At 34.0% G+C, this 22,720-nt stretch carries 22 protein-coding genes and 1 tRNA gene; 10 read left to right on the forward strand and 13 right to left on the reverse strand.

The features are described from left to right. Window positions 1–93 precede the first annotated feature (93 nt). The 3 genes from QYS47_RS08350 to QYS47_RS08360 all read right to left on the reverse strand — a co-directional run bounded on the left by QYS47_RS08350 (window position 94) and on the right by QYS47_RS08360 (window position 2,950). Window positions 94–1,488, reverse strand: coding sequence for a S41 family peptidase (locus QYS47_RS08350; RefSeq protein WP_322348362.1), 1,395 nt, complete (start codon window positions 1,486–1,488; stop codon window positions 94–96). A gap of 33 nt (window positions 1,489–1,521) precedes the next feature. Then, the gene (locus tag QYS47_RS08355; RefSeq protein ID WP_322348363.1) at window positions 1,522–2,337 is read right to left on the reverse strand and encodes a PhzF family phenazine biosynthesis protein; all 816 of its coding nucleotides are present in this window, start codon (window positions 2,335–2,337) and stop codon (window positions 1,522–1,524) included. A gap of 394 nt (window positions 2,338–2,731) precedes the next feature. After that, window positions 2,732–2,950 carry a cold-shock protein gene (locus QYS47_RS08360; RefSeq protein WP_308356981.1) on the reverse strand — a complete coding sequence of 73 codons (219 nt, stop codon included), beginning with the start codon at window positions 2,948–2,950 and terminating at the stop codon, window positions 2,732–2,734. Window positions 2,951–3,199: 249 nt separating this feature from the next. Here QYS47_RS08360 and trhA point away from each other — a divergent pair, with 249 nt between their 5' ends. Next, the gene (trhA, locus tag QYS47_RS08365; RefSeq protein WP_302100179.1) at window positions 3,200–3,829 is read left to right on the forward strand and encodes a PAQR family membrane homeostasis protein TrhA; all 630 of its coding nucleotides are present in this window, start codon (window positions 3,200–3,202) and stop codon (window positions 3,827–3,829) included. 2 nt (window positions 3,830–3,831) lie between these two features. On the opposite strand, the gene QYS47_RS08370 is transcribed toward trhA, so the two are convergent. The 3 genes from QYS47_RS08370 to QYS47_RS08380 form a co-directional block, all read right to left on the reverse strand. Beyond that, a complete protein-coding gene (locus tag QYS47_RS08370; RefSeq protein ID WP_308356980.1) occupies window positions 3,832–4,221 on the reverse strand; it encodes a tellurite resistance TerB family protein in 390 nt (129 codons plus the stop codon). A 102-nt stretch (window positions 4,222–4,323) separates the two neighbouring features. Then, window positions 4,324–5,970 (reverse strand): chaperonin GroEL, encoded by a 1,647-nt coding sequence (groL, locus tag QYS47_RS08375; protein WP_308356979.1) that lies wholly within the window; start codon window positions 5,968–5,970, stop codon window positions 4,324–4,326. A gap of 31 nt (window positions 5,971–6,001) precedes the next feature. Then, window positions 6,002–6,280, reverse strand: coding sequence for a co-chaperone GroES (locus QYS47_RS08380; RefSeq protein WP_302126104.1), 279 nt, complete (start codon window positions 6,278–6,280; stop codon window positions 6,002–6,004). Between the two features lie 192 nt (window positions 6,281–6,472). Between QYS47_RS08380 and QYS47_RS08385 the strand changes: the two genes are divergently transcribed. The 8 genes from QYS47_RS08385 to QYS47_RS08420 all read left to right on the forward strand — a co-directional run bounded on the left by QYS47_RS08385 (window position 6,473) and on the right by QYS47_RS08420 (window position 12,608). After that, the gene (locus tag QYS47_RS08385; protein ID WP_302126103.1) at window positions 6,473–7,186 is read left to right on the forward strand and encodes a hypothetical protein; all 714 of its coding nucleotides are present in this window, start codon (window positions 6,473–6,475) and stop codon (window positions 7,184–7,186) included. Between the two features lie 100 nt (window positions 7,187–7,286). Continuing rightward, window positions 7,287–7,829 (forward strand): hypothetical protein, encoded by a 543-nt coding sequence (locus tag QYS47_RS08390; protein ID WP_322348364.1) that lies wholly within the window; start codon window positions 7,287–7,289, stop codon window positions 7,827–7,829. Between the two features lie 82 nt (window positions 7,830–7,911). Then, window positions 7,912–8,220, forward strand: coding sequence for a hypothetical protein (locus tag QYS47_RS08395; protein ID WP_302129123.1), 309 nt, complete (start codon window positions 7,912–7,914; stop codon window positions 8,218–8,220). 90 nt (window positions 8,221–8,310) lie between these two features. Then, window positions 8,311–9,309, forward strand: coding sequence for an ABC transporter ATP-binding protein (locus tag QYS47_RS08400; RefSeq protein ID WP_322348365.1), 999 nt, complete (start codon window positions 8,311–8,313; stop codon window positions 9,307–9,309). 177 nt (window positions 9,310–9,486) lie between these two features. Next, complete coding sequence (gene rpsA, locus QYS47_RS08405) at window positions 9,487–11,343, forward strand: 30S ribosomal protein S1 (RefSeq protein ID WP_322348366.1); 1,857 nt, start codon at window positions 9,487–9,489, stop codon at window positions 11,341–11,343. A gap of 180 nt (window positions 11,344–11,523) precedes the next feature. Then, window positions 11,524–11,594 (forward strand) — tRNA-Cys (locus QYS47_RS08410). Between the two features lie 190 nt (window positions 11,595–11,784). Beyond that, on the forward strand, window positions 11,785–12,270 hold the full coding sequence (locus QYS47_RS08415; protein WP_322348367.1) for a hypothetical protein: 486 nt from the start codon (window positions 11,785–11,787) through the stop codon (window positions 12,268–12,270). An 11-nt stretch (window positions 12,271–12,281) separates the two neighbouring features. Continuing rightward, window positions 12,282–12,608, forward strand: a complete 327-nt coding sequence (locus tag QYS47_RS08420; protein WP_322348368.1) for a hypothetical protein — start codon at window positions 12,282–12,284, stop codon at window positions 12,606–12,608. 25 nt (window positions 12,609–12,633) lie between these two features. On the opposite strand, the gene QYS47_RS08425 is transcribed toward QYS47_RS08420, so the two are convergent. The 5 genes from QYS47_RS08425 to aroQ all read right to left on the reverse strand — a co-directional run bounded on the left by QYS47_RS08425 (window position 12,634) and on the right by aroQ (window position 17,856). After that, window positions 12,634–13,005 carry a hypothetical protein gene (locus tag QYS47_RS08425; RefSeq protein WP_302126091.1) on the reverse strand — a complete coding sequence of 124 codons (372 nt, stop codon included), beginning with the start codon at window positions 13,003–13,005 and terminating at the stop codon, window positions 12,634–12,636. A gap of 168 nt (window positions 13,006–13,173) precedes the next feature. Then, window positions 13,174–14,931, reverse strand: coding sequence for a serine hydrolase (locus QYS47_RS08430; protein ID WP_322348369.1), 1,758 nt, complete (start codon window positions 14,929–14,931; stop codon window positions 13,174–13,176). Window positions 14,932–15,209: 278 nt separating this feature from the next. After that, on the reverse strand, window positions 15,210–16,934 hold the full coding sequence (locus QYS47_RS08435; protein WP_322348370.1) for an FMN-binding glutamate synthase family protein: 1,725 nt from the start codon (window positions 16,932–16,934) through the stop codon (window positions 15,210–15,212). 111 nt (window positions 16,935–17,045) lie between these two features. Continuing rightward, window positions 17,046–17,417 (reverse strand): methylglyoxal synthase, encoded by a 372-nt coding sequence (locus tag QYS47_RS08440; protein ID WP_308356970.1) that lies wholly within the window; start codon window positions 17,415–17,417, stop codon window positions 17,046–17,048. 10 nt (window positions 17,418–17,427) lie between these two features. Beyond that, the gene (aroQ, locus tag QYS47_RS08445; RefSeq protein ID WP_302126083.1) at window positions 17,428–17,856 is read right to left on the reverse strand and encodes a type II 3-dehydroquinate dehydratase; all 429 of its coding nucleotides are present in this window, start codon (window positions 17,854–17,856) and stop codon (window positions 17,428–17,430) included. Between the two features lie 11 nt (window positions 17,857–17,867). Between aroQ and xerD the strand changes: the two genes are divergently transcribed. Next, on the forward strand, window positions 17,868–18,767 hold the full coding sequence (xerD, locus tag QYS47_RS08450) for a site-specific tyrosine recombinase XerD (protein WP_302126081.1): 900 nt from the start codon (window positions 17,868–17,870) through the stop codon (window positions 18,765–18,767). On the opposite strand, the gene QYS47_RS08455 is transcribed toward xerD, so the two are convergent. Next, window positions 18,764–20,116 carry an MFS transporter gene (locus tag QYS47_RS08455; RefSeq protein ID WP_322348371.1) on the reverse strand — a complete coding sequence of 451 codons (1,353 nt, stop codon included), beginning with the start codon at window positions 20,114–20,116 and terminating at the stop codon, window positions 18,764–18,766. The two genes, xerD and QYS47_RS08455, sit on opposite strands and share 4 nt — an antisense overlap. 53 nt (window positions 20,117–20,169) lie before the next feature. Then, window positions 20,170–22,602 (reverse strand): glycoside hydrolase family 31 protein, encoded by a 2,433-nt coding sequence (locus QYS47_RS08460; RefSeq protein ID WP_322348372.1) that lies wholly within the window; start codon window positions 22,600–22,602, stop codon window positions 20,170–20,172. Window positions 22,603–22,720: the final 118 nt, after the last annotated feature.

Here is a 22,720-nt window from a genome sequence, read left to right on the forward strand (position 1 = left end):
ACTCACATCATTAAGTCTCCCTTTTTTATTGAAATGTCTCCGTCCTGAAATAGCATTACATAAAAGTATCGCTATGAAAGAAAAATCAGAAAATCAATTTTCTAACTCAATATCATAAATACCATATAATTTCTTTCGCTCTATACTACTCATAATATCTTTAGATGGTATTTCTTTTAACTGTTTTTGTCTACTCAGTTCATCGCTTCCTGCTAAATAAACTAAAGCTTCTTTCAAAAGCCTTTCATTTACATCTCCTAATTGAAGTTTAATCAATGAGTTATCTTTCAATGCAATATCAGGATAAAACCCTAAATCATAATCTGATTGATTTAAACTGTTAAAGGATTTCGTAATAATAGGTTGCATTCCCCAATTGTTTTCATTGTTATTTTCTTCGTAAAAGGAAGTAGATCCCACATTTTTTCCTACTGTAGTATCACCTATAATGAAAATATCCATAAACGGATTTAATCCATTAATTAATAATTCAGAGGCCGAGGCAGTTCTGGATGAGGTTATCACAGTTAGTTGAGGACTTTGTAATTGAGCCCCAATATTGGCAGCTTTGTTAACAAAGGTTCTATAGAGTGATTCTTCACCATATTCATCTATAAATGCTTGCTCTAGGCCCTCGTTATATTTTCTTTTCACAAAAATATCTTGATCCGAAACGTTAGATCCGATTAAACTGGCTAAATTAATTGTTGCTCTTTCAGCTCCACCACTATTATATCTTAGATCTATCACTAAATGATCTACAGATTCAGATTTAAATTTTTCAAAGATAACATCCATTTCAGAAGCATAAGCCGCACTATCATCGTCTGTTCCTACTGCAAAGAAATTATAAACATAATAAGCTATTTTTTTTCCATTGCGAGAATACACCGTGTCCATGAAGTTTGGATTTTCAGCAAATTGAATAGGAGTAATGCTTACATCGCCTTCAGTTAAAAATTCTTCTGAGTCAAAATCAAACCTTTTAATGGTAAGGCTATGGGTTTCTTTTAGTTCACCTAATAATGATGAATAATTATCTACTGTTAATATGCTACCATTAATATGTGTAAATAAGTCTCCTCTTCTCAGATTTACTGATTCCGCAGGAGAGTTTTCTTTGATATAGGCTATCTGTCCGACTACTCCATTTACCCTATCTGGATCGTTATAAAGAATATACTCATATCCACCTTCCTTCGATATCCCTTGAAGAGAATTTAGCAATTCTTTAAAATTTGACTGAATCCAAGAGAATCGATCTTGGTTTGAAAGCAAACTATAGAAAAAATCTTCAGGATTTTGCCCTTCAATATTTTTATTCGGAAGATCATCCGTCCAATAATAATAAAGGTTCAGATTATCGTAAATCCAATTGTTAACATATTCATTGGTTCCATTTTCGTATTCTATCGGCTCAGGATCATCCTTTTTACATGAAGAACTTATAAATAGAATTAACATTGACCAAATAGCAATTCTTTTCATACTGTAGTAATTGGTTTTAGTTTAAAATAATAATTAATGATGGTGAAAAGTTCCCTTTACTCTATAATAGGAATTAGCAACTAATTTAAAACCATCTTTTTGATGGTGAGCATTAAAATAGCCACCTCTCGGACTTAATTGTCGCGATTCCAAATGTGATTTATTTAATCTATTAGCCCAATAGTCAACTAAAACGGCTTGTGTAGAACCTGTAGCATGATCTTCTAATTGTAATACATGTGGCACTAATGTTCTACAAACAAAATCATCATTTTTAGATGATGTAGCCGTTACGGCATAACCAAATACATCTATTTCCTTTAATGCCTCAAAATCTGGCTTCATATTAGCAAGCTCTTCCTCACCTTCTAAAACTACAATATTTTTATTTTCAGTAGCATAATGTTCCACAATCTTTTTACCCAGGGCTGCTTCAAGGCCAGCCGGTGGTTCAGATTGAGAATCTCTATTTATATTTTGCATTTTTGTGTAATGCTGATTTTCCCCTTCAATACCTGATTCAATGACAGTGTTGTTTTTGATAAGTTTTAAACCATTTTGGGCGATTTCAGAAAATTCATTTGAAAGAAAAACGGTTGCCGCCATTGCACCATGACCACATAATCCTATTTCAGCATCTGGAGCAAACCATCTTATTCGAAATTCATTTTCTTTGCTGGTTTTCCATAAAAAGGTAGTCGCTGGTTGTTGTAATTCAGTAGCAATAGCCTGTAAATCATGATCGGATAAGTTATCATTTAATAAAATTACAGAGGATGGATTTCCTTTAGCTGAAATTTTATCATTTGAAAAAACATTAATTATTGCGAATGGAGATTCTGTTTTCATAGTTTAAAGTAATATTACCAGTAGAAAAATTATAGCCAGAAGAATGGCGACCCACTGTAAGCTTTTCTGATAAGAAGACCTGGGAAATTCATAACTACAAATAGGACAAACTTTTTCTTCTTTATCAATCATCATAGCACAGGATGGACATTCTTTTTTCATAAAATACTGTTCTAACTTAAAATAAATTCATTGTGTAAATTAAATAACAATATAGATTGTTTAAAAATTAACTTACAGTTGTATTTAAGTGATTTATTTTATAAATTGAGTCTTAACGGGTAGAGGTTTTAATCTCAACGTTATGATGAGGTAGGATTTTATGGTGAATAACCGCCATAATCACCCCAAAGGCGAGCAATTACTCGCCTTTTGGTGTATTATGGAGTATGTATTATTCCTTATTTTCAGATTTTTTATCCTCTTTTTTAGGTTCTTCAGGGGGGCTATCTAATATATTACCGTATTCGTCAACATAGGCGATCATTGCATCTAAGCTACCTCCTTTTGACTGCTCTTTACGAAGCTCTTTCTTTTCTTGCTTCTCTTCTTTTTTCTTTAATTTCTTTTTTTCTTTTTGCTTTTTCATAAAGCTATTTTGTGATCTTGCCATAAAGTAGGGTTTAAATTAAAACATAAGACAAGTATTTTACTTGAATGAAAGATCCCTCTTGTTAGAGGTACAAAGGAGGATAACCAAGGTAAGGTATCGTTTCAGATATATGCAAATGGTTAAACTTGCTTTGGAGATGGCAAAGTTACCAAAAAGCGATGAGAATAACTATTATTAAATTAATAGCTTTTTCTCCCTCATCTTTTAAAGATACTTTATAGATTTACCAAATAAGAAAACTTTACAAATTTGAAAAGACCACAAACCTTAGAAGAAGAGTTAGCAAACAGCCTTACACATGGATTTGGAATTCTATTCAGTGTGGTGGCTATATCCTTATTGATTACTTTTTCAGTATTAGAAGGAAGCGTACTTCATATTATCAGCAGTAGTTTTTTTGGTGGAGCATTTTTATTAATGTACACTTTTTCAACTATTTATCATGCTATACAACACGAGAAATCAAAGGCAATCCTTAGGATCTTTGATCACATTAGTATTTATTTTTTAATTGCAGGTACCTATACTCCATTTTTAATTTTAGGAGTTGGAGGATTCACCGGTTGGTTAATGTTCGGAATAGTTTGGGGGATTGCCTTGATTGGAACAATATTTAAGATATTTTTCACCCATCGGTTCCCTCGCTTATCACTTTTTCTGTATTTAGGAATGGGTTGGATAGCTGTGTTTATTGCGAAGCCGTTATTCTTAGAGTTATCTACTACGGTTTTATCTTTATTGATTGGGGGAGGAGTGAGCTATACCTTGGGGACTATATTTTATACAAATCAAAAAATGCGTTATGCTCATGCTATTTGGCACGTATTTGTTTTAATAGGCACTATAACGCATTTCATTGCTGTTATGTATTTACTGTAATTCTAAAGGTCAGATTCTCTTATATTTAATAACTTCTTTACAGCATCTATAGCTTTGGTTTCCATGTCGTGGATAAAACCATCTGCCATAATTACCTCTTGTAAGTCATTCATTATTCTGTTAGCATTAATTTGACCTTTTTTATAGTGTAAATAATTATGATAAATAATATGGTTAATGTCCGAATCCGAAAGTTCTTCGTATTCATCTTTCAGAGATACAAATTTAGATCTTAATTGATCCATGTCATCAATGTCCGGAAAGTAATCTTCCATTTTAGCAAGGATAACTTCAATTTCTGATCCTTTTAGGCTGTAATCTGAACTCCCTACATGGATGAGTAGAAAGAGTATAAAGGTCTCGTAGTTTTTAAAAATATGATGCTTGTCCATTTCTTAGTTATATTTTTGTAAAGCTAAGATTTTTTGATAAGAAAAAAATAAAAAGGCTTTGCCAATCGACAAAGCCTTATTTTTCTTCTTTAAACTATGGGATTACATCATTCCACCCATGCCGCCCATGCCGCCTGGCATACCACCACCTGCTGGCATACCGCCACCATCTTCTTCCTCTTCGTCAGCTACTACACATTCAGTAGTTAATAATAAGCTAGCGATAGATGAAGCATTTTCAAGGGCTAATCTAGTCACTTTAGTAGGGTCAATAACACCTACTTTGAATAAGTTTTCGAATTTATTTTCACGCGCATTGTAGCCGTAGTCATCTTTTCCTTCTAATACTTTGTTGATGATTACAGAACCTTCTAGTCCAGCATTCTCAACAATAGTTCTTAGTGGAGACTCTAAAGCTAATCTGATAATATTAACCCCTGTTTCTTGGTCTTCATTATCAACATCAACTTTATCTAACGCTTTGATAGCTCTTAATAATGCTATACCACCACCAGCAACAATACCTTCTTGTACTGCAGCTCTTGTAGCATGTAATGCATCATCCACTCTGTCTTTCTTCTCTTTCATCTCTACTTCAGTAGCAGCACCGATGTAAAGAATAGCAACACCACCAGATAATTTAGCTAAGCGCTCTTGTAATTTTTCTTTGTCGTAATCAGAAGTAGTATTCTCCATTTGAGATTTAATCTGATTTACTCTCGCTTGGATATCTTCTTTTTTACCAGCACCGTTAACGATAGTAGTGTTATCTTTATCGATAGTGATTTTTTCAGCAGTACCTAAATACTCTAAAGTAGCACCATCTAATTTGTAACCTCTTTCTTCAGAAATTACAGTACCACCAGTTAAGATTGCAATATCTTCTAACATTGCTTTTCTTCTATCACCGAAGCCTGGCGCTTTTACAGCAGCAATTTTCAGAGAACCTCTGATTTTGTTAACCACTAAAGTAGCTAAAGCTTCACCTTCTACCTCTTCAGAGATGATTAATAAAGGTTTACCAGTTTGAGACACTGCTTCTAAGATTGGAAGCAATTCCTTCATGCTACCAATTTTCTTATCGTAGATTAAAATGTATGGATTGTCTAATTCCGCTTCCATTTTCTCAGTATTGGTCACGAAATAAGGAGACTGGTACCCTCTGTCAAACTGCATACCTTCTACAGTTTTAACTTCAGTTTCAGTACCTCTAGCTTCCTCAACAGTGATAACTCCATCTTTACCAACTTTTTCCATCGCCTCAGCAATCATTTTACCGATTGTAGCATCATTGTTTGCAGAGATAGTACCTACTTGTTCTATTTCGTTATTGTCAGAAATGTCTTTAGACTGCTTTCTTAAGTTCTCAACAACCACTTTAACCGCTTTGTCGATCCCTCTTTTTAAGTCCATTGGGTTAGCGCCCGCTGTAACGTTTTTCAATCCGTGTTTGAAGATTGATTGAGCTAAAACAGTCGCAGTAGTAGTACCGTCTCCAGCCTCATCTGCAGTTTTAGATGCAACTTCTTTTACAAGCTGAGCACCCATGTTTTCGATAGCGTCTTTCAATTCGATTTCTTTCGCTACTGAAACACCATCTTTTGTTACAGTAGGAGCTCCGAATTTCTTGTCTAAGATTACGTTTCTACCTTTTGGGCCTAGTGTTACCTTAACCGCATTAGCTAATTTATCAACACCTTTTCTTAAGCCGTCTCTAGCTTTTAGGTCAAATGAAATATCCTTTGCCATAATTATTTAATTTTTTAGTTATTTTAATTTTTTAAATAGTACCGAAAATGTCAGAGTTTCTCATGATTAAATACTCTTTTCCTTCTAGAGTAAACTCTGTTCCAGAATATTTTCCGTATAATACAGAATCACCAACCTTAACGGTTACTGGAGCATCATCTTTTCCAGGTCCAACCGCTACAACTGTACCTTGCTGTGGTTTTTCCTTTGCAGTATCAGGAATGATGATACCAGATGCTGTTTTTTCTTCTACAGGAGCTGGCTCAACTAGAACCCTATCCTCATTTGGTTTGAATGATACGTTTGACATTTTTATTATAGTTTATGTTTTGATTTGTTTAAATCTGATCACATCATAGCATTTTATGTGCCATATATTATAGCGTGTCAAAATTGCAGTTTTTTACTCGAAGCTTGTCATGCACTGTAATGATTATTAAAGTTGATGAATTTTTGACAGATTTTTATTATTTTAATATGTCAGTATTAAGTATTAATGATTATGAAAAAATTGTCAGATGATTGGTTAACATCCGGAACACTTGATTTTGAGTATAAAAAATATGTTTTGCTAGCATATCTTCAGCAGGTAAGTTGTTATTTTGATCAGCATAAATTATATCCAACCTTTGCTGATCTTATTATGCATTATAAAAATGCGGTACAATTAAAGGATGGAAAGCAAAAACTATTAAAATCCTTTCCTAAAAGATTAAGCCAAGTGGATTTGAAAAATTTTAAGATGTATTTTGAATCCAAAGTTGAAGAAGATGTACAATTAAAAGAGTTGGAGGATATTATTGATTTTGCTTTAGATGAATTAAAAGGTCAGATTACGATTGGGAAAGATATTTTTGATGAAGTAGAAAGTCAACTAATTATTGAGCCAGTGGGAGTGAAAGCATTAGAAGAAAATGAAGGTCTATTGGTAATTGACTCTGAATTCGATCCTTATTATCACATCTATCAGTATAGAATATCAATTTTTGAAACTGCTGAAGAAAAAGTGCGAAGCTTGCAAACCGTCTTTATTGATAAATTTAAAAAATCTATAGGGACTACCTTGGAACAATTAAAAATCAAAGTGTTGAAAAATATTAAGTTGGTTAGTAATTATTCTGCTTTTAGAGTGGTAGCCTTAAGACCTTATCCCTATGAAGAAACTTTATTGCCTATAGTAAAAAGAAGTTTTTCTAATTATTTATACAAGCATTAATTAATAGGTTAGATTTTTTTATTTAAAAGAGCTAAGTATTACAACCATGGGATTAGAATAGTTGTCTTTAGGTGAACCGTACTAAAAAAACTATTCAACCATGAAAAAACTATTAGCCATACCATTCTTTTTAGTATTTCTATTTGGGTCAATTGATGTTAAATCACAGTTATATGCAGGTGGTAGCTATGTGTATGCTCAATTATCCGAATCGGGTTTAGATCAGGTTAATGGCTTCTCATTCGACCTTCAAGCTGATTTTAATCTTGGATTTGATAAAATTATTTTTAGTCCCACTTTTCGATTAGCGATATTAGATTCTGATATATATAATCTTAATTATCCTTTTTATGCAAAGAATTTTAGTTTTAGTCCTATTACCGCTTATAATTTTATTCAATTGAAATGGCTAACAATAAGCATTTACGGAGGACCTTTTATAAGTAAGCTAGAGGCTAGGAGGGCACCTTCTATTTTATTTCCTGCTGCTTTTATCAGCGATACACGATATGGAGCCGAATTTGGTATAGGATTTAAGCTGAATATTTATGACGTTGCATCAGTAAAAATAAATCCATTGAATCTGCTTATTGGAAATGAATATTACAGACAGGGTCATATAAATTTTATGCTTAATTTTTAATTTTAGAAAATATTGTAAGTATATTTTGATTAAATGAACTATAGCCCTACATTTGCATTCCAATTTTGACAAAGAATTAATCATGGCAGGAACAAGTCTTAAAAGAAAAGCAAGAAGAAATAGAGTAGTAGCTAAGAAAAGAATGGATTCAATCCAGAAATTACAGCAACAGCCAGTTATTAAAAATGTTGATGTAGAGGCAATAAAAGAAGAATTCAAAAAGAATGCTTCTAAGAAAAAACCAGCTGCTAAGAAAGAAGATACTGCAAAAGCTGAAGAGAAAAAAGAAGCTCCAAAAGCTAAAAAAACTACTACTAAAAAAGCAGCAACAAAAAAAACTGAAGATAAGCCAAAAGCTTCTAAGAAATCAGAAGAAAAGAAAGAAGACTAAATTCTTACTCCATATAGATATAAATAAAAGCGAACATCAGTTCGCTTTTTTTGTTTCTGGTCTATTATTATCTAAAACATTCCCATTAGTATGGCAGAAATTTTATTAAAAGCTTCTTGCATTTCTAAATCATTCGATACTCAAATTTTGGATAATTTATCTATTGACATAGCAGAAGGGGAAACGCATGTTATAATGGGAAGAAGTGGGCAAGGAAAATCAACTTTATTGAAGATTTTATCGGGCTTGCTTGCTGCTGATGAAGGAGAAGTGAAATTTTCAGGTGAGCTGCTTGATAATCCAGATGAGGTTTTAGTTGCAGGTCATGAGGAGCTGGCTTATGTGGCGCAGAACTTCAATTTGCTTCATAATAGAACGGTGTTAGAAAACTTAAAAGATGCACTTTTAGCTTTTAAAGATGAATTTGCGGAGCAGCAAATTAAACAACTCATGCAGCTCATGAGACTTGAAAAGCTAAGTTCTCATAAAATTGAAAGCCTTTCAGGAGGCGAAAAACAACGCCTAGCTATTGCTAGAGCATTAGCTACACAACCTGCCGTGTTATTGTTAGACGAACCTTTTACTCAACTTGATTACTCCACTCGTCAAACTTTAATGGATGCCATTAAAGAAGTAAGGACTGAACTAGAGACTAGTATCATTTTAGTCAGCCATAACTTATTTGAAGCCTTTTATTTGGCAGATCAAATTCATGTTCTGGATAATGGTAAAATCATTAAGTCTGACAGTCCTCACTCTTTATATCAGAATCCTGAATTGAAAGCTGTAGCAGAATTATTGTCTGATTTTGTATTGTTGCCATCTAAATCTATCACTAATAAACAGAAAAGACAATTAGGGATTTGGGCTGAAAATGTGGTGGTATTAGAGGGTGAGCCATCGGAATACAAATTTTCAATTTCTACTAAACTTAAGGATTGTGTTTTCATGGGTTATCATTATAGGTGTGTGTTTGTTTCCGAGCAGGGTCAAAATATCATTGTAAAAACAAATAATAAGCTAGAAAGTGGCTCCTCTTTTCAATTAGCTTTTCCAGATGAATATCTGTTTGAATTAAAAGATGCATGAATATTTCTATTATCTGAGCATCAACTTATTGTGACTTCATAAATAAATCGTACCTTTGCAATCCGTTCAGGTGAGCGGCCTTATCTGTATTAATATATTATAGATAAGTGATTGTAAACCAAAACGATGACAATTTTGGCTCGAATTGTTGTTGTAATTAAAGAGCCCTGACACATTATGGCAGAAAATCAAGAAAACGTAAAGAACGAAGAGTTCGATTGGGAAGCATTTGAAACCAAAGGTTTTGGTGAAGGCTACTCAAAAGCTAAGAGAGAAGAATTAGCTAAAATGTATGACAATGTTGCTACTGATTTGGATGAACAAGAAGTAGTGAAAGGTATTGTGGTAGCGATTAACGATCGTGACGTAGTATTAAACATTGGCTACAAATCTGATGGATTAGTTCCTACAAACGAATTCCGTGACATGCCTGACTTAAAAGTAGGGGATGAAGTGGAAGTTTACGTAGAAGAGCGTGAAGACAAAAACGGTGAACTAGTTTTATCAAGAAGAAAAGCGAAAATTGTTGGTGCTTGGGATAAAATCCAAAAAGCCCTTGACCAAGATCTTATCATTGAAGGTTTAGTGAAAAGAAGAACCAAAGGTGGTTTAATCGTGGATGTACACGGTGTTGAAGCTTTCTTACCGGGTTCTCAAATTGACGTTAAGCCAATTCGTGATTTCGATGTTTTCGTTGGAAAGAAAATGGAAGTAAAAGTTGTGAAAATTAACTACAGCAACGATAACGTAGTAGTTTCACACAAAGTATTAATAGAAAAAGACCTAGAGAAGCAGAAAGCTGAAATCTTGAACAACCTTGAAAAAGGTCAGGTTCTAGAAGGGGTAATCAAGAACATGACGAACTTCGGTGTATTCATCGATCTTGGTGGTGTTGATGGTTTACTTCACATTACTGATATCTCTTGGGGTAGAATTAACCACCCAGAAGAAGTATTGAAGCTTGACGAAAAAGTGAAAGTTGTAGTATTAGACTTTGACGAAGGCAAGAAGCGTATTTCTTTAGGTATGAAGCAATTAACTTCTCATCCTTGGGATTCGCTTGCTGAAGGCTTAGACGTAGGTTCTAAAGTTAAAGGTAAAATCGTTAATGTTGCAGATTACGGTGCATTCTTAGAAATTGCTCCTGGTGTTGAAGGTTTAATCCACGTTTCAGAAATGAGCTGGTCACAACATTTAAGAAATCCTCAGGATTTCATCAATGTAGGTGATGAGTTAGAGGCTGTAGTGCTTACTTTAGACAAAGAAGAGCGTAAAATGTCTCTTGGTATCAAGCAATTAACTGAAGATCCTTGGAACAAGAAAGAAGTATTAACTAAATATGCGGTTGGTACTGAGCACAAAGGTGTAGTTAGAAACATGACTAACTTTGGATTGTTCATCGAATTAGAAGAAGGTATTGACGGATTAGTTCACGTTTCTGATTTAAGCTGGACTAAGAAAATCAAACACCCATCTGAATTCGTAAAAGTAGGAGAAGAGTTAAATGTAGTTGTTTTAGAACTAGATGTTGAGAACAGAAGATTAGCATTAGGTCACAAACAATTAGAAGAAAACCCTTGGGATACTTTCGAAACTGTATTCACTGTAGGATCTAAGCATAAGTGTACTGTATTAAGTAAAAACGAAAAAGGTGCTATTTTGGAACTTCCATATGGTATTGAAGGATTTGCTGCTACTAAGCACTTAAAGAAAGCGGATGACTCTATAGCAGAGGTTGGGGAGTCTTTAGAATTTCAAGTATTAGAATTCTCTAAAGATGATAAGAGAATCGTTCTTTCACACTTACACACTCACTCTAAAGTTGAGGAAGCTGCTCCTAAGAAGAAAGCTACAGGTGGTGGAAAGAAAAAGTCTACTCCTAAACCACAAGCTTCTTCATCTACATTAGGTGATTTAGATGCATTATCTGCATTAAAATCTCAAATGGAAGATGATGCTAAAGGTGGAGCGAAGAAAAAAGCTTCAGCTAAGAAGGAAGAAGAGAGTAATGAAGATGATAAAAAAGAGGACTAAGATTAAGTCTTAATTTTTAAATATACTGGAAGCCATTCGGATTAATTCGAATGGCTTTTTTTATTATCTATTCGTAAAGCACTGATATAAAATGGATTTGAAATAATTTTATAATTATTCTCTAAGTCTGTTTGACAAGCGCGAGAATATGTCTATTTTTGCAATCGCAAATGCGACAATGGTCACGTGGCCGAGCGGCTAGGCAGTGGTCTGCAAAACCATCTACAGCGGTTCGAATCCGCTCGTGACCTCATTATTTTTACCTCCTTCGTGTCAAAAGCGGAGGAGGTTTTTTTATGTCTTTAATTTTTGTGTTAAAAACTGAATGTTTAATAATTATCCTTTCAAACGATGATTAGTGGTAGTTAATACCACTTTGAATTCTGAAGTAGTATTTTTTATATATCTTTAGGCAGTTCTAGAAATCAAAACCTTATTATTATGAATATTTCTATTAGGTCTTTAAAAGAATACTTTTTTCTGATTTTAATTTTATTTGTTGTATTCATATTGTTTCTAATAGTACTATTTCTTTTTGATTATTTTCAAATAATAGAATTTGACAATTCTTCATTTTCATTTGATATGGCAGACAAAGTTTTGACGCTAATACTATATGTTATAACGGTTACACTACTTTTTAGAACATACAGTTTACAGCAAACAGAACTATCAAAAATGGTTGATGCAAATAAAGAATTAGTTACTGCCAATAAATTGATGGTTGATGAAAACAAGAAAGCAAATGAATTACAATTAATAATAACTTTGAAAAATAGTATATATGATAGGTTTAATGAACGTAAATTTGATTACGATTCTTTAAAAATCAATTGTATTGATTTTCTGGATAAATTTAGAACACATATTCTTAAGCCTATAACACATCTTATAAAAAAATATATATACATTCTGAACTTAATTTAGATGTCACTTATTTGAGTAATATTAATAGTTTTAATAAAGATTCATTATCGAAATTACAATTGTTATTGAACACTTTAGCCATTCAAATTAACTATTTTAAAATTCAAGGTTTCTCCGATGAAAACTTGAATTTCATTTATATTGGTTTACCTGATAATTTTAAAAGTTTTATATTATTAATGAATAGTAATTTTAGAGATGAACCAATAAATAAACTGGATAAAAATGAAATTAAAGAATTTGATCCCATTGAGAAAGGAGAAATAATTGAGAAATTTAAAATTCTTAGTAGGATACATGATCAAACTAAAAATTTGGCAGAATTAATTGGCTATTAAAGTCCTTTTCAGCAATGGGAGGTAATTATTCACCTTTTAATTCACTTACTTTCTTTTTTAGTTCTTCAATATGTTGAAGCCTTTTTTCATTTTGTGTTTTAGATATCTTTTTATTTTTATAGTCATTTTCTAAATGATAAAGGGCATCCATATAATGGTCAATAGCTTTTTCATTTTCGTTTTTATATTCAGCCTTTGCACCTAATTCTTTGTGCTTTTTATAGTTGGGTATTTTTTTACTTTTACTTTCAGATTCAGAAAAAAGTGTGATAATTAAACCTACTAAAGGACTTAACAAAATTGACCACAACAAAGCCATTCCAAAACCTATTTTTCTATTACTTCCAATAGCCCCAACTAATAAAGCTAAAATTACCCATGCTATGATATAGCCCATAATTGTTTTATGTTTTGATGAAAATCTAATATATCAGAATGAACTATAATTACCATAACGAATCTCAATTTGTTTATTCTAAGGGTGTTGTATCCCCGCTAGCGCACGTGTGTCGCATTCTATTTTATCCTCCAACTTAATAATCAGCTGGAGGACAAAACAATCCAACTATAAAACCTCCTTATTATAAGGAATGAAATTATGCCATTTCCATGGCGTAAAGGTGTCTTTAAGAGTAAGCTCTAATAAGTATTTAAAGATACTTTCTCCATTAGCACTGTTCGTCATGATCATTACCCCTTTCTTGGCATCTGGGAATAGGATAGAATAATGCTCAAATCCATCTCCATGACCACCTTTAGATGCAGCCCATCCGTAAGGCGTTTTGATTAAGATAAATCCTAAGCCGCATGATAATTCAATAGCGTCATATTCAGAAGTAGTTTTATTAGCAAGTGGACCAAAGTGATGCTTCGAATTGATTTTAACTTGAGGAGTGAATATTTCCTTCCAGCTTTCTTTACTTAATATTTTTTGCTGAAGCACGGCTTCTAAAAATAGGCTGTAGTCGGAAGCAGTGGTTTCCAATGTACTCGGGCCTCTAGGCTCATTATCTTTATCTTTCATTAATACCATACCCATTTCATTATGACCATAAGCAAAATCTGCTTCAAAACGGTCTTGCCATTGAAAGCTCGAGTTTACCATACCTAATGGCTTGAATATTCTCTCTTGAGCTAATTCTTCTAATCCTTTACTGGTCATCTTCTCAATAATCACCTGTAAATACACCATAGCTTCACCTGAATATGAATAACGACTACCAGGCTCAAATTTTACTCTCAGTTTTTGATCCGCCTCAAACCAACGCCAATTCGGAAAACCTGAGGTATGAGCTAAGCACATTCGAGCAGTAATTTTGTGATAAAGGCTGTCTTCTTTTAAATCTGAGTAATCATCATGCCAGCGTGTCTGAGGTTCATATTCATAAATCTTTTTGGGTAGGTAGTTTTCTAATGGAGTGTCTAGATCAATCACACCATCTTCTACTAAATCCATCACTAAAACACTAAAAACAGCCTTGCTAAGTGATGCGCCATAGATATTCGAACTATCAGATAAAGGCTGCCTGCTATTATTATTTTTAAAGCCAAAGGTGTTGGTATATTTCACTTGATTGTCTTCGAAAATACTTAATGCAAGGCCATGTACTTCCGCATCTTGAGATAGTTGCTTTATTTTTTGTTCTAATGAATCTATTGTTATGGTACTTTCATCTAATCTGTTTATTGATTTCTCATTATCAATACTACAAGATATAAGTGAGATCAATATTACGCATATAGCAGCACTCTTAAATTTATTCAAACTCAGAAAAGGAATACTGAAAGGATAGAAGCACTTTTGTTTATTGAGAACATAAAAAATATTGAATAGTATGATAGTGAAATTCAATGGCACAACACTGATGAAAAACAAAAAGCCATAGCCTTGCACCGTAATCAATGCTATAAAAGCAAGTATAAAGAGGAGAGTTATGGATATGTTGTAGTTGATAACTTTCCTACCATGTTTATCATAAATAGGATTATCTCCTCTTTTATGTACCCAAAGCAATACTATAGTAATAATATTAATAAATGGGACTACCACTCCCAAAAGCGGTACTCCATGAAATAATAATAACCATTTAGTTTGAATATCTTCTTCTTTAGGATTATTCAACGGTTTTAGATCTTCAATTTCAATGCCCAGACCTATTGCTAATAATTTAAGGGTATCCAAATGTGGATTTACGGTTCCTTTTTCAATTCTTTGGATAGTTCTTACCGTAACGCTTGATTTCTCAGAAAGCTTTTCTTGAGATAAGCCTTCTTTTTTACGGTAATAGATTAGATTTTTTGAGATACTTTCTTGTTCCATCATTTTTCGATTTGTGAAAGTACAAAAGTATCTTGAAAAGCGGGTCATTGTTACGACACAAGCCTGTCACCTTGGTGTCATATCACTTAAAATGGCTTTAAAAGGGGTTTTTATCCTCCTCGCACAAGCGTCCGCTTGTGCGGTCCATGAATTGTGTATCTTTATTCTATTATAATCAAATCATAGCATCATGTTTAGTCATCAATGCTTAAATTATCTATGTATTTGGTACAAGCTGACGCTTGCACCATTCAGAGTATTATGTGTTTAAGATGAGTTTTTTAGGTTGAGACTTGCTCACGTTTCATTTTCATTTCACCCACGCTCATATTTCCTTCTTTAGCTTGTCTACGCTCATAGCTTGCTTCAAAGGCTGATATTCCATGTAATTCTGATAGATAATCTAAATGACCTGGTGAGGTAACCACCATAATATCATCAGATGTAATTTGACTAGGACTATCATAACCACATGATTCTGCTAGCATTTGAGTTTCCTTATAAAGAGCATCTGCATAGGTGGCCACTCTTTTTGCTGCTGACTCAATATCTAATGCTTTTTGAAGCCTTTTATTCTGCGTAGCAATACCAGTAGGGCATGCATTGGTATGGCATTCTAAGGCTTGTATACAGCCAAGGGAAAGCATAAAGCCACGAGCAATATAAACGGCATCAGCACCTAAAGCCATAGCTACTGCAATATCAATGGTAGTAGCAATTTTACCGCTTGCGAATAGTATTACTTTATCACGAACGCCATTATTTTTAAGTGCCCAGTCTGCTACTGCAAGTGCTTGTTTCATAGGTAAACCCGCATAAGAACTCAAAACATGTGGAGAAGCACCCGTACCACCATCACCACCATCAATTACAATATAATCGGGACCTCGACCCGGTTCTTCACTGATCTTTTGTGCTATGTCTTCAATTTCTGCGGTATGGCCAATTACCATTTTAATTCCTACAGGTTTATTCACAATTCCTCTTACTTTATCAATGAAATCAAAAAGTCCATTTACATCGGTAAATTCTTTATGGCGAGCAGGAGCAAAGGCATCTTTACCTAATGGGATCTTTCTGATCTTAGCAATCTCAGGAGTGATTTTCTCTTTTAGCAACATGCCTCCTTTACCTGGTTTGGCACCCTGAGCCAATTTAATTTCAAACATTTTCACCTGCGGATGATTAGCCATATCTTTAAGTAAATCATCATCCATATCACCTGATTCATTTCTAATTCCATATTTGGCAGTTCCTATCTGGAATACCAGATCAGCATCTCCATATTCATGACAAGGAGCTAAAGATCCCTCTCCTGTATTATGTAAAATCCCTGCCATTTTAGCGCCTTTGTTGAGTGCTGCATGTGCATTAAAGGATAAGGCTCCATATGACATGGCACTGATGTGTACAAAGTGATTTAAAGTATAAGTTTCAACGCCTGTGTGTTTGCCAATTACTTTTTTGTAGAATTGTCCTGTTTCTTCCCCTGTTAAAGTTTTGGTGTTGGTAAATGTAGCTGGCATAATTAAAGTAGTACCCACTTTATCCATATCAACTTGGCTACCGAAGCCAATGGTGTTTCTGGCACCAGAAGAGGTAGCATAAATCCAGTTTCTGGTTATTCTATTGTAAGGAGTTTCTTCCTGATCATTAGAGAAAAGATATTGTCTTAATAATGGACCAATTTTTACTAATAATTTTCTACCCCAAATGACCACGGGAAATACTCTTTGAATAGGAGTGTCTTTTTGTCTTTTATCGTAAATGAATAAGGTTATAAAGCCTGTAATTAAAAGCGCAATAATAAACTCTCCTCCTAAAGTCAAGGCTAAAGACCAAATGCCTGATTCTTTTAAATATTCGGATTGAAAAAAAAAGCCATAAGCTGCCGTTATTACCAAAGCTGAAAATATCCAGGCTGTAGTATAGCTATTAAAGATTTTTAGGATGTATTTAAGGCGAGGTCCAGTTGTACCAGATTGTATAAATTCACGATCAGCCATAGCGTAGAAAATTAATAGTGTATTGTAATATAATACAATTTTATAGCTTTGGCAATGCTGATCTTTAAAATATTTTGCTTATAAGTGCTTGAAGCTCAATAATAAATTAGCTTACATCTGTTTACTCCAGAAAGCGTCAATAAGTAATTGGGCAGTTGCTGGGTTAGTAGCAATTGGGATATTATGAACATCACAAATTCTCATCAACATTTGAACATCTGGTTCGTGAGGATGCTTGCCTAGCGGATCTCTAAAGAATAGCACCATTTCAAGCTTTTTTTCGGCAGATAATGCAGCTATTTGAGCATCTCCACCAATGGGACCAGACAAAAGCTTTTCTACTTTTAAACCAGTATTTTCTACATATCCACCTGTGGTGCCAGTAGCCACTAATGATACCTTAGAAAGCTTTTCTTTATTTTTATTGAGGAAAGAAACCATCTCTGGTTTTTTACCATCGTGAGCTATGATTGCTATTTTCATATCATTAGATTTATAAAGTTTTAAAATGCTCTAAGGCTAATTTGTATCCTGATAATCCTAAGCCTGAAATCATTCCTATGCATTTTGATGAAATCAAGCTTTTATGCCGAAATTCTTCTCTTTTATAAATGTTGGATATATGAACTTCTATAACATCTGTGTCTATAGCGCCAATTGCATCATGTATGGCAACAGAGGTGTGGGTGTAGGCCGCAGCATTTAAAATAATTCCATCATAGGCAGAATCGGATTCCTGAATTTTTGATACCAACTCACCTTCTATATTGGATTGATAATAATCTAGTTCTACATCAGGGTAATCTAGTCTTAATTTTTTTATAAATTCATCAAATGAAGCTGCTCCATATATTTTAGGTTCTCTTTTACCTAAAAGATTTAAATTTGGCCCATTTATGATTATGATTTTCTTTTTATCCATTACATTTAATTATGGCTTGGGATATATTTTTAACTGAATATAGGAATTATTTACAATTAGAACGCTCATTAGCTGAAAACACCGTTTCTGCTTATATCCATGATGTGATAAAGCTAAAACAGTTTTTGGATTTCTCCAATCCTAAAAACGATCCTTTAGAAGTTAAGCCTTCTGATTTACATAATTTTTTAGAATATGTAAATGAATTAGGTATGACGGTCCATACCCAAGCAAGAGTAGTATCAGGTATAAAAGGCTTTTTTAAATATTTATTATATGAAGATATTATAAAAGAGAATCCGGCAGAATTATTAGAGGCTCCAAAGTTAGGGCGAAAACTACCTGATGTGTTGAGCACGGAAGAAATTGATCGTATCTTGAATTCAGTGGATTTAACTAATGCTAATGGGCAAAGAGATAGGACTATACTGGAAGTATTGTATTCATCTGGTCTTAGAGTAAGTGAAGCAGTGAATTTAAAAATATCCAATACTTATTTTGATATAGGCTTTTTAAGAATAATAGGGAAGGGGAGCAAGGAAAGATTAGTACCGATGGGAAAGTCGGCTTCCAAGCATTTGAAGATTTATATCAATGAAGTCAGAATTCATCAAAACCCAAAGCCTGAAGCTAAAGATATTGTCTTTCTAAATCGTTTTGGAGGATCGATCAGCAGGGTATCTATTTTTACCATGATTAAAAAGCAGGTCAATTTAGCAGGTGTTCATAAAAAAGTAAGTCCCCATACATTCCGTCATTCATTTGCTACTCATCTGATAGAAGGAGGAGCTGATTTACGAGCTGTTCAGGAAATGCTAGGACATGAATCCATTACCACAACTGAAATTTATACTCACTTAGATCGTGATTTTTTATCTCAGACCTTGAAAGAATTTCACCCTAGAGCTTAGTTGTTACTTTTAGCTTTATTTCTTTTCTCTTCGTCTATATCTCTTACTAATAAACTTAGGAAAGCTGCAATTGCCATTGAGATTCCCCCCACGATTAGGGCATAAACAGCATCATTATGAAAGAAATTCCTCAAAATATAACCTAATATACCAGCAGCAACGATTTGAGGGATAACAATAAAAAAGTTGAAAACTCCCATGTAATACCCCATTTTGTCAGCAGGCAAAACACTACTTAACATAGCATAAGGCAATGAAAGAATACTAGCCCATGCGATACCTACTCCAATCATACTGATGACTAATGTGTTTGGATCATTAATGTAAAATATAGAGATTAAGCCAGCTCCTCCACATAATAATGCAATCATATGAGTTCCTCTTCTTCCGAAATATTTGGCTAATTGGGGTAGTAAAAAAGCAGAGAGTGCTGCAACTCCGTTATAAACCCCAAACATAATGCCTACCCAATTAGCGCCTTCATTATAGATTGCCGATTTAGTATCGGTTGTGCCATAAATATGCTCAGTTACGGCAGGTGTGGTATAAATCCACATCGCAAATAAGGCGAACCAAGAGAAAAACTGAACGAAAGCCAACTGAACCATGGTTTTAGGCATTTTAAATATGCCTATGAAGGATTCTGCCAAACCTGTAAAAACACCTCTTTCACTATTTTCGAGCTTTAGCTTTTCAATATCATCCGGTGGATATTCTTTTGTATTAAACACAGTCCACATAACAGCTGATAAAAATGCAATTCCACCTATATAAAAAGACCATTTTACGGAATCTGGAATTTCGCCATCAGGTGCTTGATTACTAAAACCTAGCCAGTTGGTAAAAATGTAAGGTAATGCTGATGCTATGACTGCTCCAACCCCAATAAAAACAGCCTGCATGGCAAATCCTTTTGATCTTTGTTCATTGGGTAGCATATCGCCAACAAGAGCCCTGAAAGGTTCCATGCTAATATTTATAGAACCATCCATTATCCACAACATGCCTACGGCTATCCATAGGCTAGGGGAATTTGGCATGATGAATAATGCAATAGTTGCCAATATAGCACCAATTGCAAAGAAAGGTCTTCTACGTCCCCATTTGGGAATCCAGGTTTTATCAGAATAATATCCAATTATGGGTTGAACAATTAAGCCCGTAACCGGTGCTGCTAACCATAAGATAGGAAGGCTATCTTTTGAAGCTCCTAAAGTCTCAAATATTCTACTTACGTTTGCGTTTTGAAGCGCAAACCCAAATTGAATACCTAAAAATCCGAAACTCATATTCCAGATTTCCCAAAAACTTAATTTTGGTTTCTTAGAAGCAATTGAAATATCTTCCATTTAATTATTTATGGTTTAAAAATGTTGTGGGGGTTTACCAAATAATTATTCACTTACCAATTTATAATGAATTGTTCTTCTTCCCATTTAAATTTGCTTAGCGGTAGATTTTCTATTTTAAAATCAGTCCTTTCCTCATCTGGTAGTGGATCAAAGTTTGAGATTGGATCTATGAATCTATAAGGTGATTTTTCTATTGGGATTGACTGTTGATCAATTGAAATCTCCTGCTTTAATTCATTTTCAAAGCCGTGGAAGTAAATCTGCACTTCTTTATATTGAGATTTATAATTTCCTTCTCTAGCGTGGAAAATTATTTGTTTTTCTTGAGGCTTATATTCGATTAACCTTTTATAAAAAGCACCTTCTACATGATTGAAAGTGTCACCATCATCTTCATAATATTGGTAGGTATTATTTTCTAATCCTTTATAAATATGAAGATATAAAACACTATTTTGATTGTTACTCAAGCTTTGCACCCTGTCTTGCATGGGGATAATAGAAGAAGCTTTTACAAATGCAGGTAACTTTTCAATTGGGCACTCTGCTATAATTTCCTGCTTACCGTGATAGAATTTATCATCGTATAAATCATACCATTCTCCTTCAGGTAAATATACCTTAGCTAAATTTACTTCACTTGAAACCGGAGCTACTAAAATATTAGCCCCAAATAAGTATTGGTTTTCATATAGGGAGTTGTAGATTTTATCATCGTGTGGGTAATAAATCGCTAAACTGCGAGCTACGGGAATACCACTTTCATGAGCCTCATAAAATGCTGAATATATATAAGGCATTAATTTATAGCGCAGATTTATGTAATTACGGGAAATTTCTTCGACCTCTTCACCAAATGCCCAAGGTTCAGAATCTCGGCTGTTAATCATACTATGACCTCTAAAGAATGGAGCAAATGCTCCAATTGAAATCCATCTTGCAAACAATTTGCTGTTAGCATCACCTGCAAAGCCGCCAATATCGTAACCTGAGAATGCCACTCCTGTTAAGCCAAGACTGTTGACTAGTCGAACTCCTAATAGCATGTGTTCATCATTGGCTACATTATCGCCAGTCCAAACTGAGGCATATCTTTGTATACCGGCAAAGCCTGCTCTAGTAAGGTTGAAAACTCTTTTATTAGGATGGTTCTTCTTGGCTCCTTCATAGGTACTTCTGGCCATTTGCATACCGTAGATATTTCTTGCTTTTCGGGTAGATGCTTTTTGACCTTCAAAATCAAACTCCATCAGCTCAGGAAGATATTGACCCCAGGTTGCAATTTCGTTCATGTCATTCCATAAACCAGAAATTCCTAAATCAGTGTAGGCTTTTAGTTTCTCAGCCCACCAGTTTCTAACATCTGGATTTGTGAAGTCAGGGAAATGGCACCATCCAGGCCATACTTCTCCTTCATAATATTCCCCATCTGGATATTTGATGAATACATCTTCTTTTACTCCCGAGTCATAAGCTTCATAGCCTTCTTGGATTTTAATACCTGGATCACATATGACCACAAGCTTAAATCCCATTTCCTCCAGCTTTTCAATCATTTTACTCGGATTCGGAAAATCTTCCCCATCCCAGGTAAATATTTTATAATCTTGCATATGATGAATGTCTAAAACCATCACATCTGCAGGAATTTCTTTTTCCCTGAAAAAATTAGCTATACCTAAAACCTCCTTGTCAGGTTTATAACTGTAACGACATTGCTGATAGCCTAAACTCCATATAGGAGGAAGTTCCATTCTTCCTGTTAAATCAGTGTAGGCGCTAATAATATCTTCTACATTATCCTCATAAATGAAGTAATATGACATATCACCTTGGTCAGCTGAAAAGCTAGAGAACCTTCTATTTGAAGCTCCAAAATTGAAATGTGATTTATGACTGTTATCTAGGTAGATGCCGTAGGAAAGATGGTTGTGTATTCCAATATAAAAGGGAATACTACAGTATAATGGATCGCTATCTGGTGGGTAACCGAAATGGTCAGTATTCCAGTTTTGATATCCATTTCCTTTTCTATCTAAAGGTCCTGTTTTTTCGCCTAAACCAATAAATCTTTCCCCTTCTTGTAGTTTTTTATAGGTAGTAACTTGCTCTCCCAACCACGAGGTGCTAAAAGAAGCATCATCTTCATTGATAAGCTCACCACTCTTATTTTTAAATTTTACAGCAAATGGAGATTTGTTAAGTTCTAAAGTAAGTTTATCAGTTTTTATTTCTACAATATTATCATGATCGATACAGCTAAAGTCAATATTTAGTGGTTTCGAAATAACCGCATAGGAGAGCTCATCAAATTCTTCTGAGGTGCTTAAATGTATTTTGAAAGTTCCTTCCTGTATTACGGTGATTTTGAAATATGCATTTTCAGTTTTGCCAGAAATACCATAAGAAGTTTCTTCATAGTGTTCAATATTTCCACAATGAAGGTTTGAATTCGATTTATTTATCGTTTTAGAACTAATCATCCATTTTACTTTTAAGGACCGCTAAGCTATCCAATAAAGTTATCAGAATTTACTGATGCAATTATAAATTTCATGCAATCGTTTGCGGTGACGTTTGCAATTTAACCATTTGTATTTA

This window comes from Marivirga arenosa (genome assembly GCF_030503875.2).
GTDB lineage: Bacteria > Bacteroidota > Bacteroidia > Cytophagales > Cyclobacteriaceae > Marivirga > Marivirga arenosa.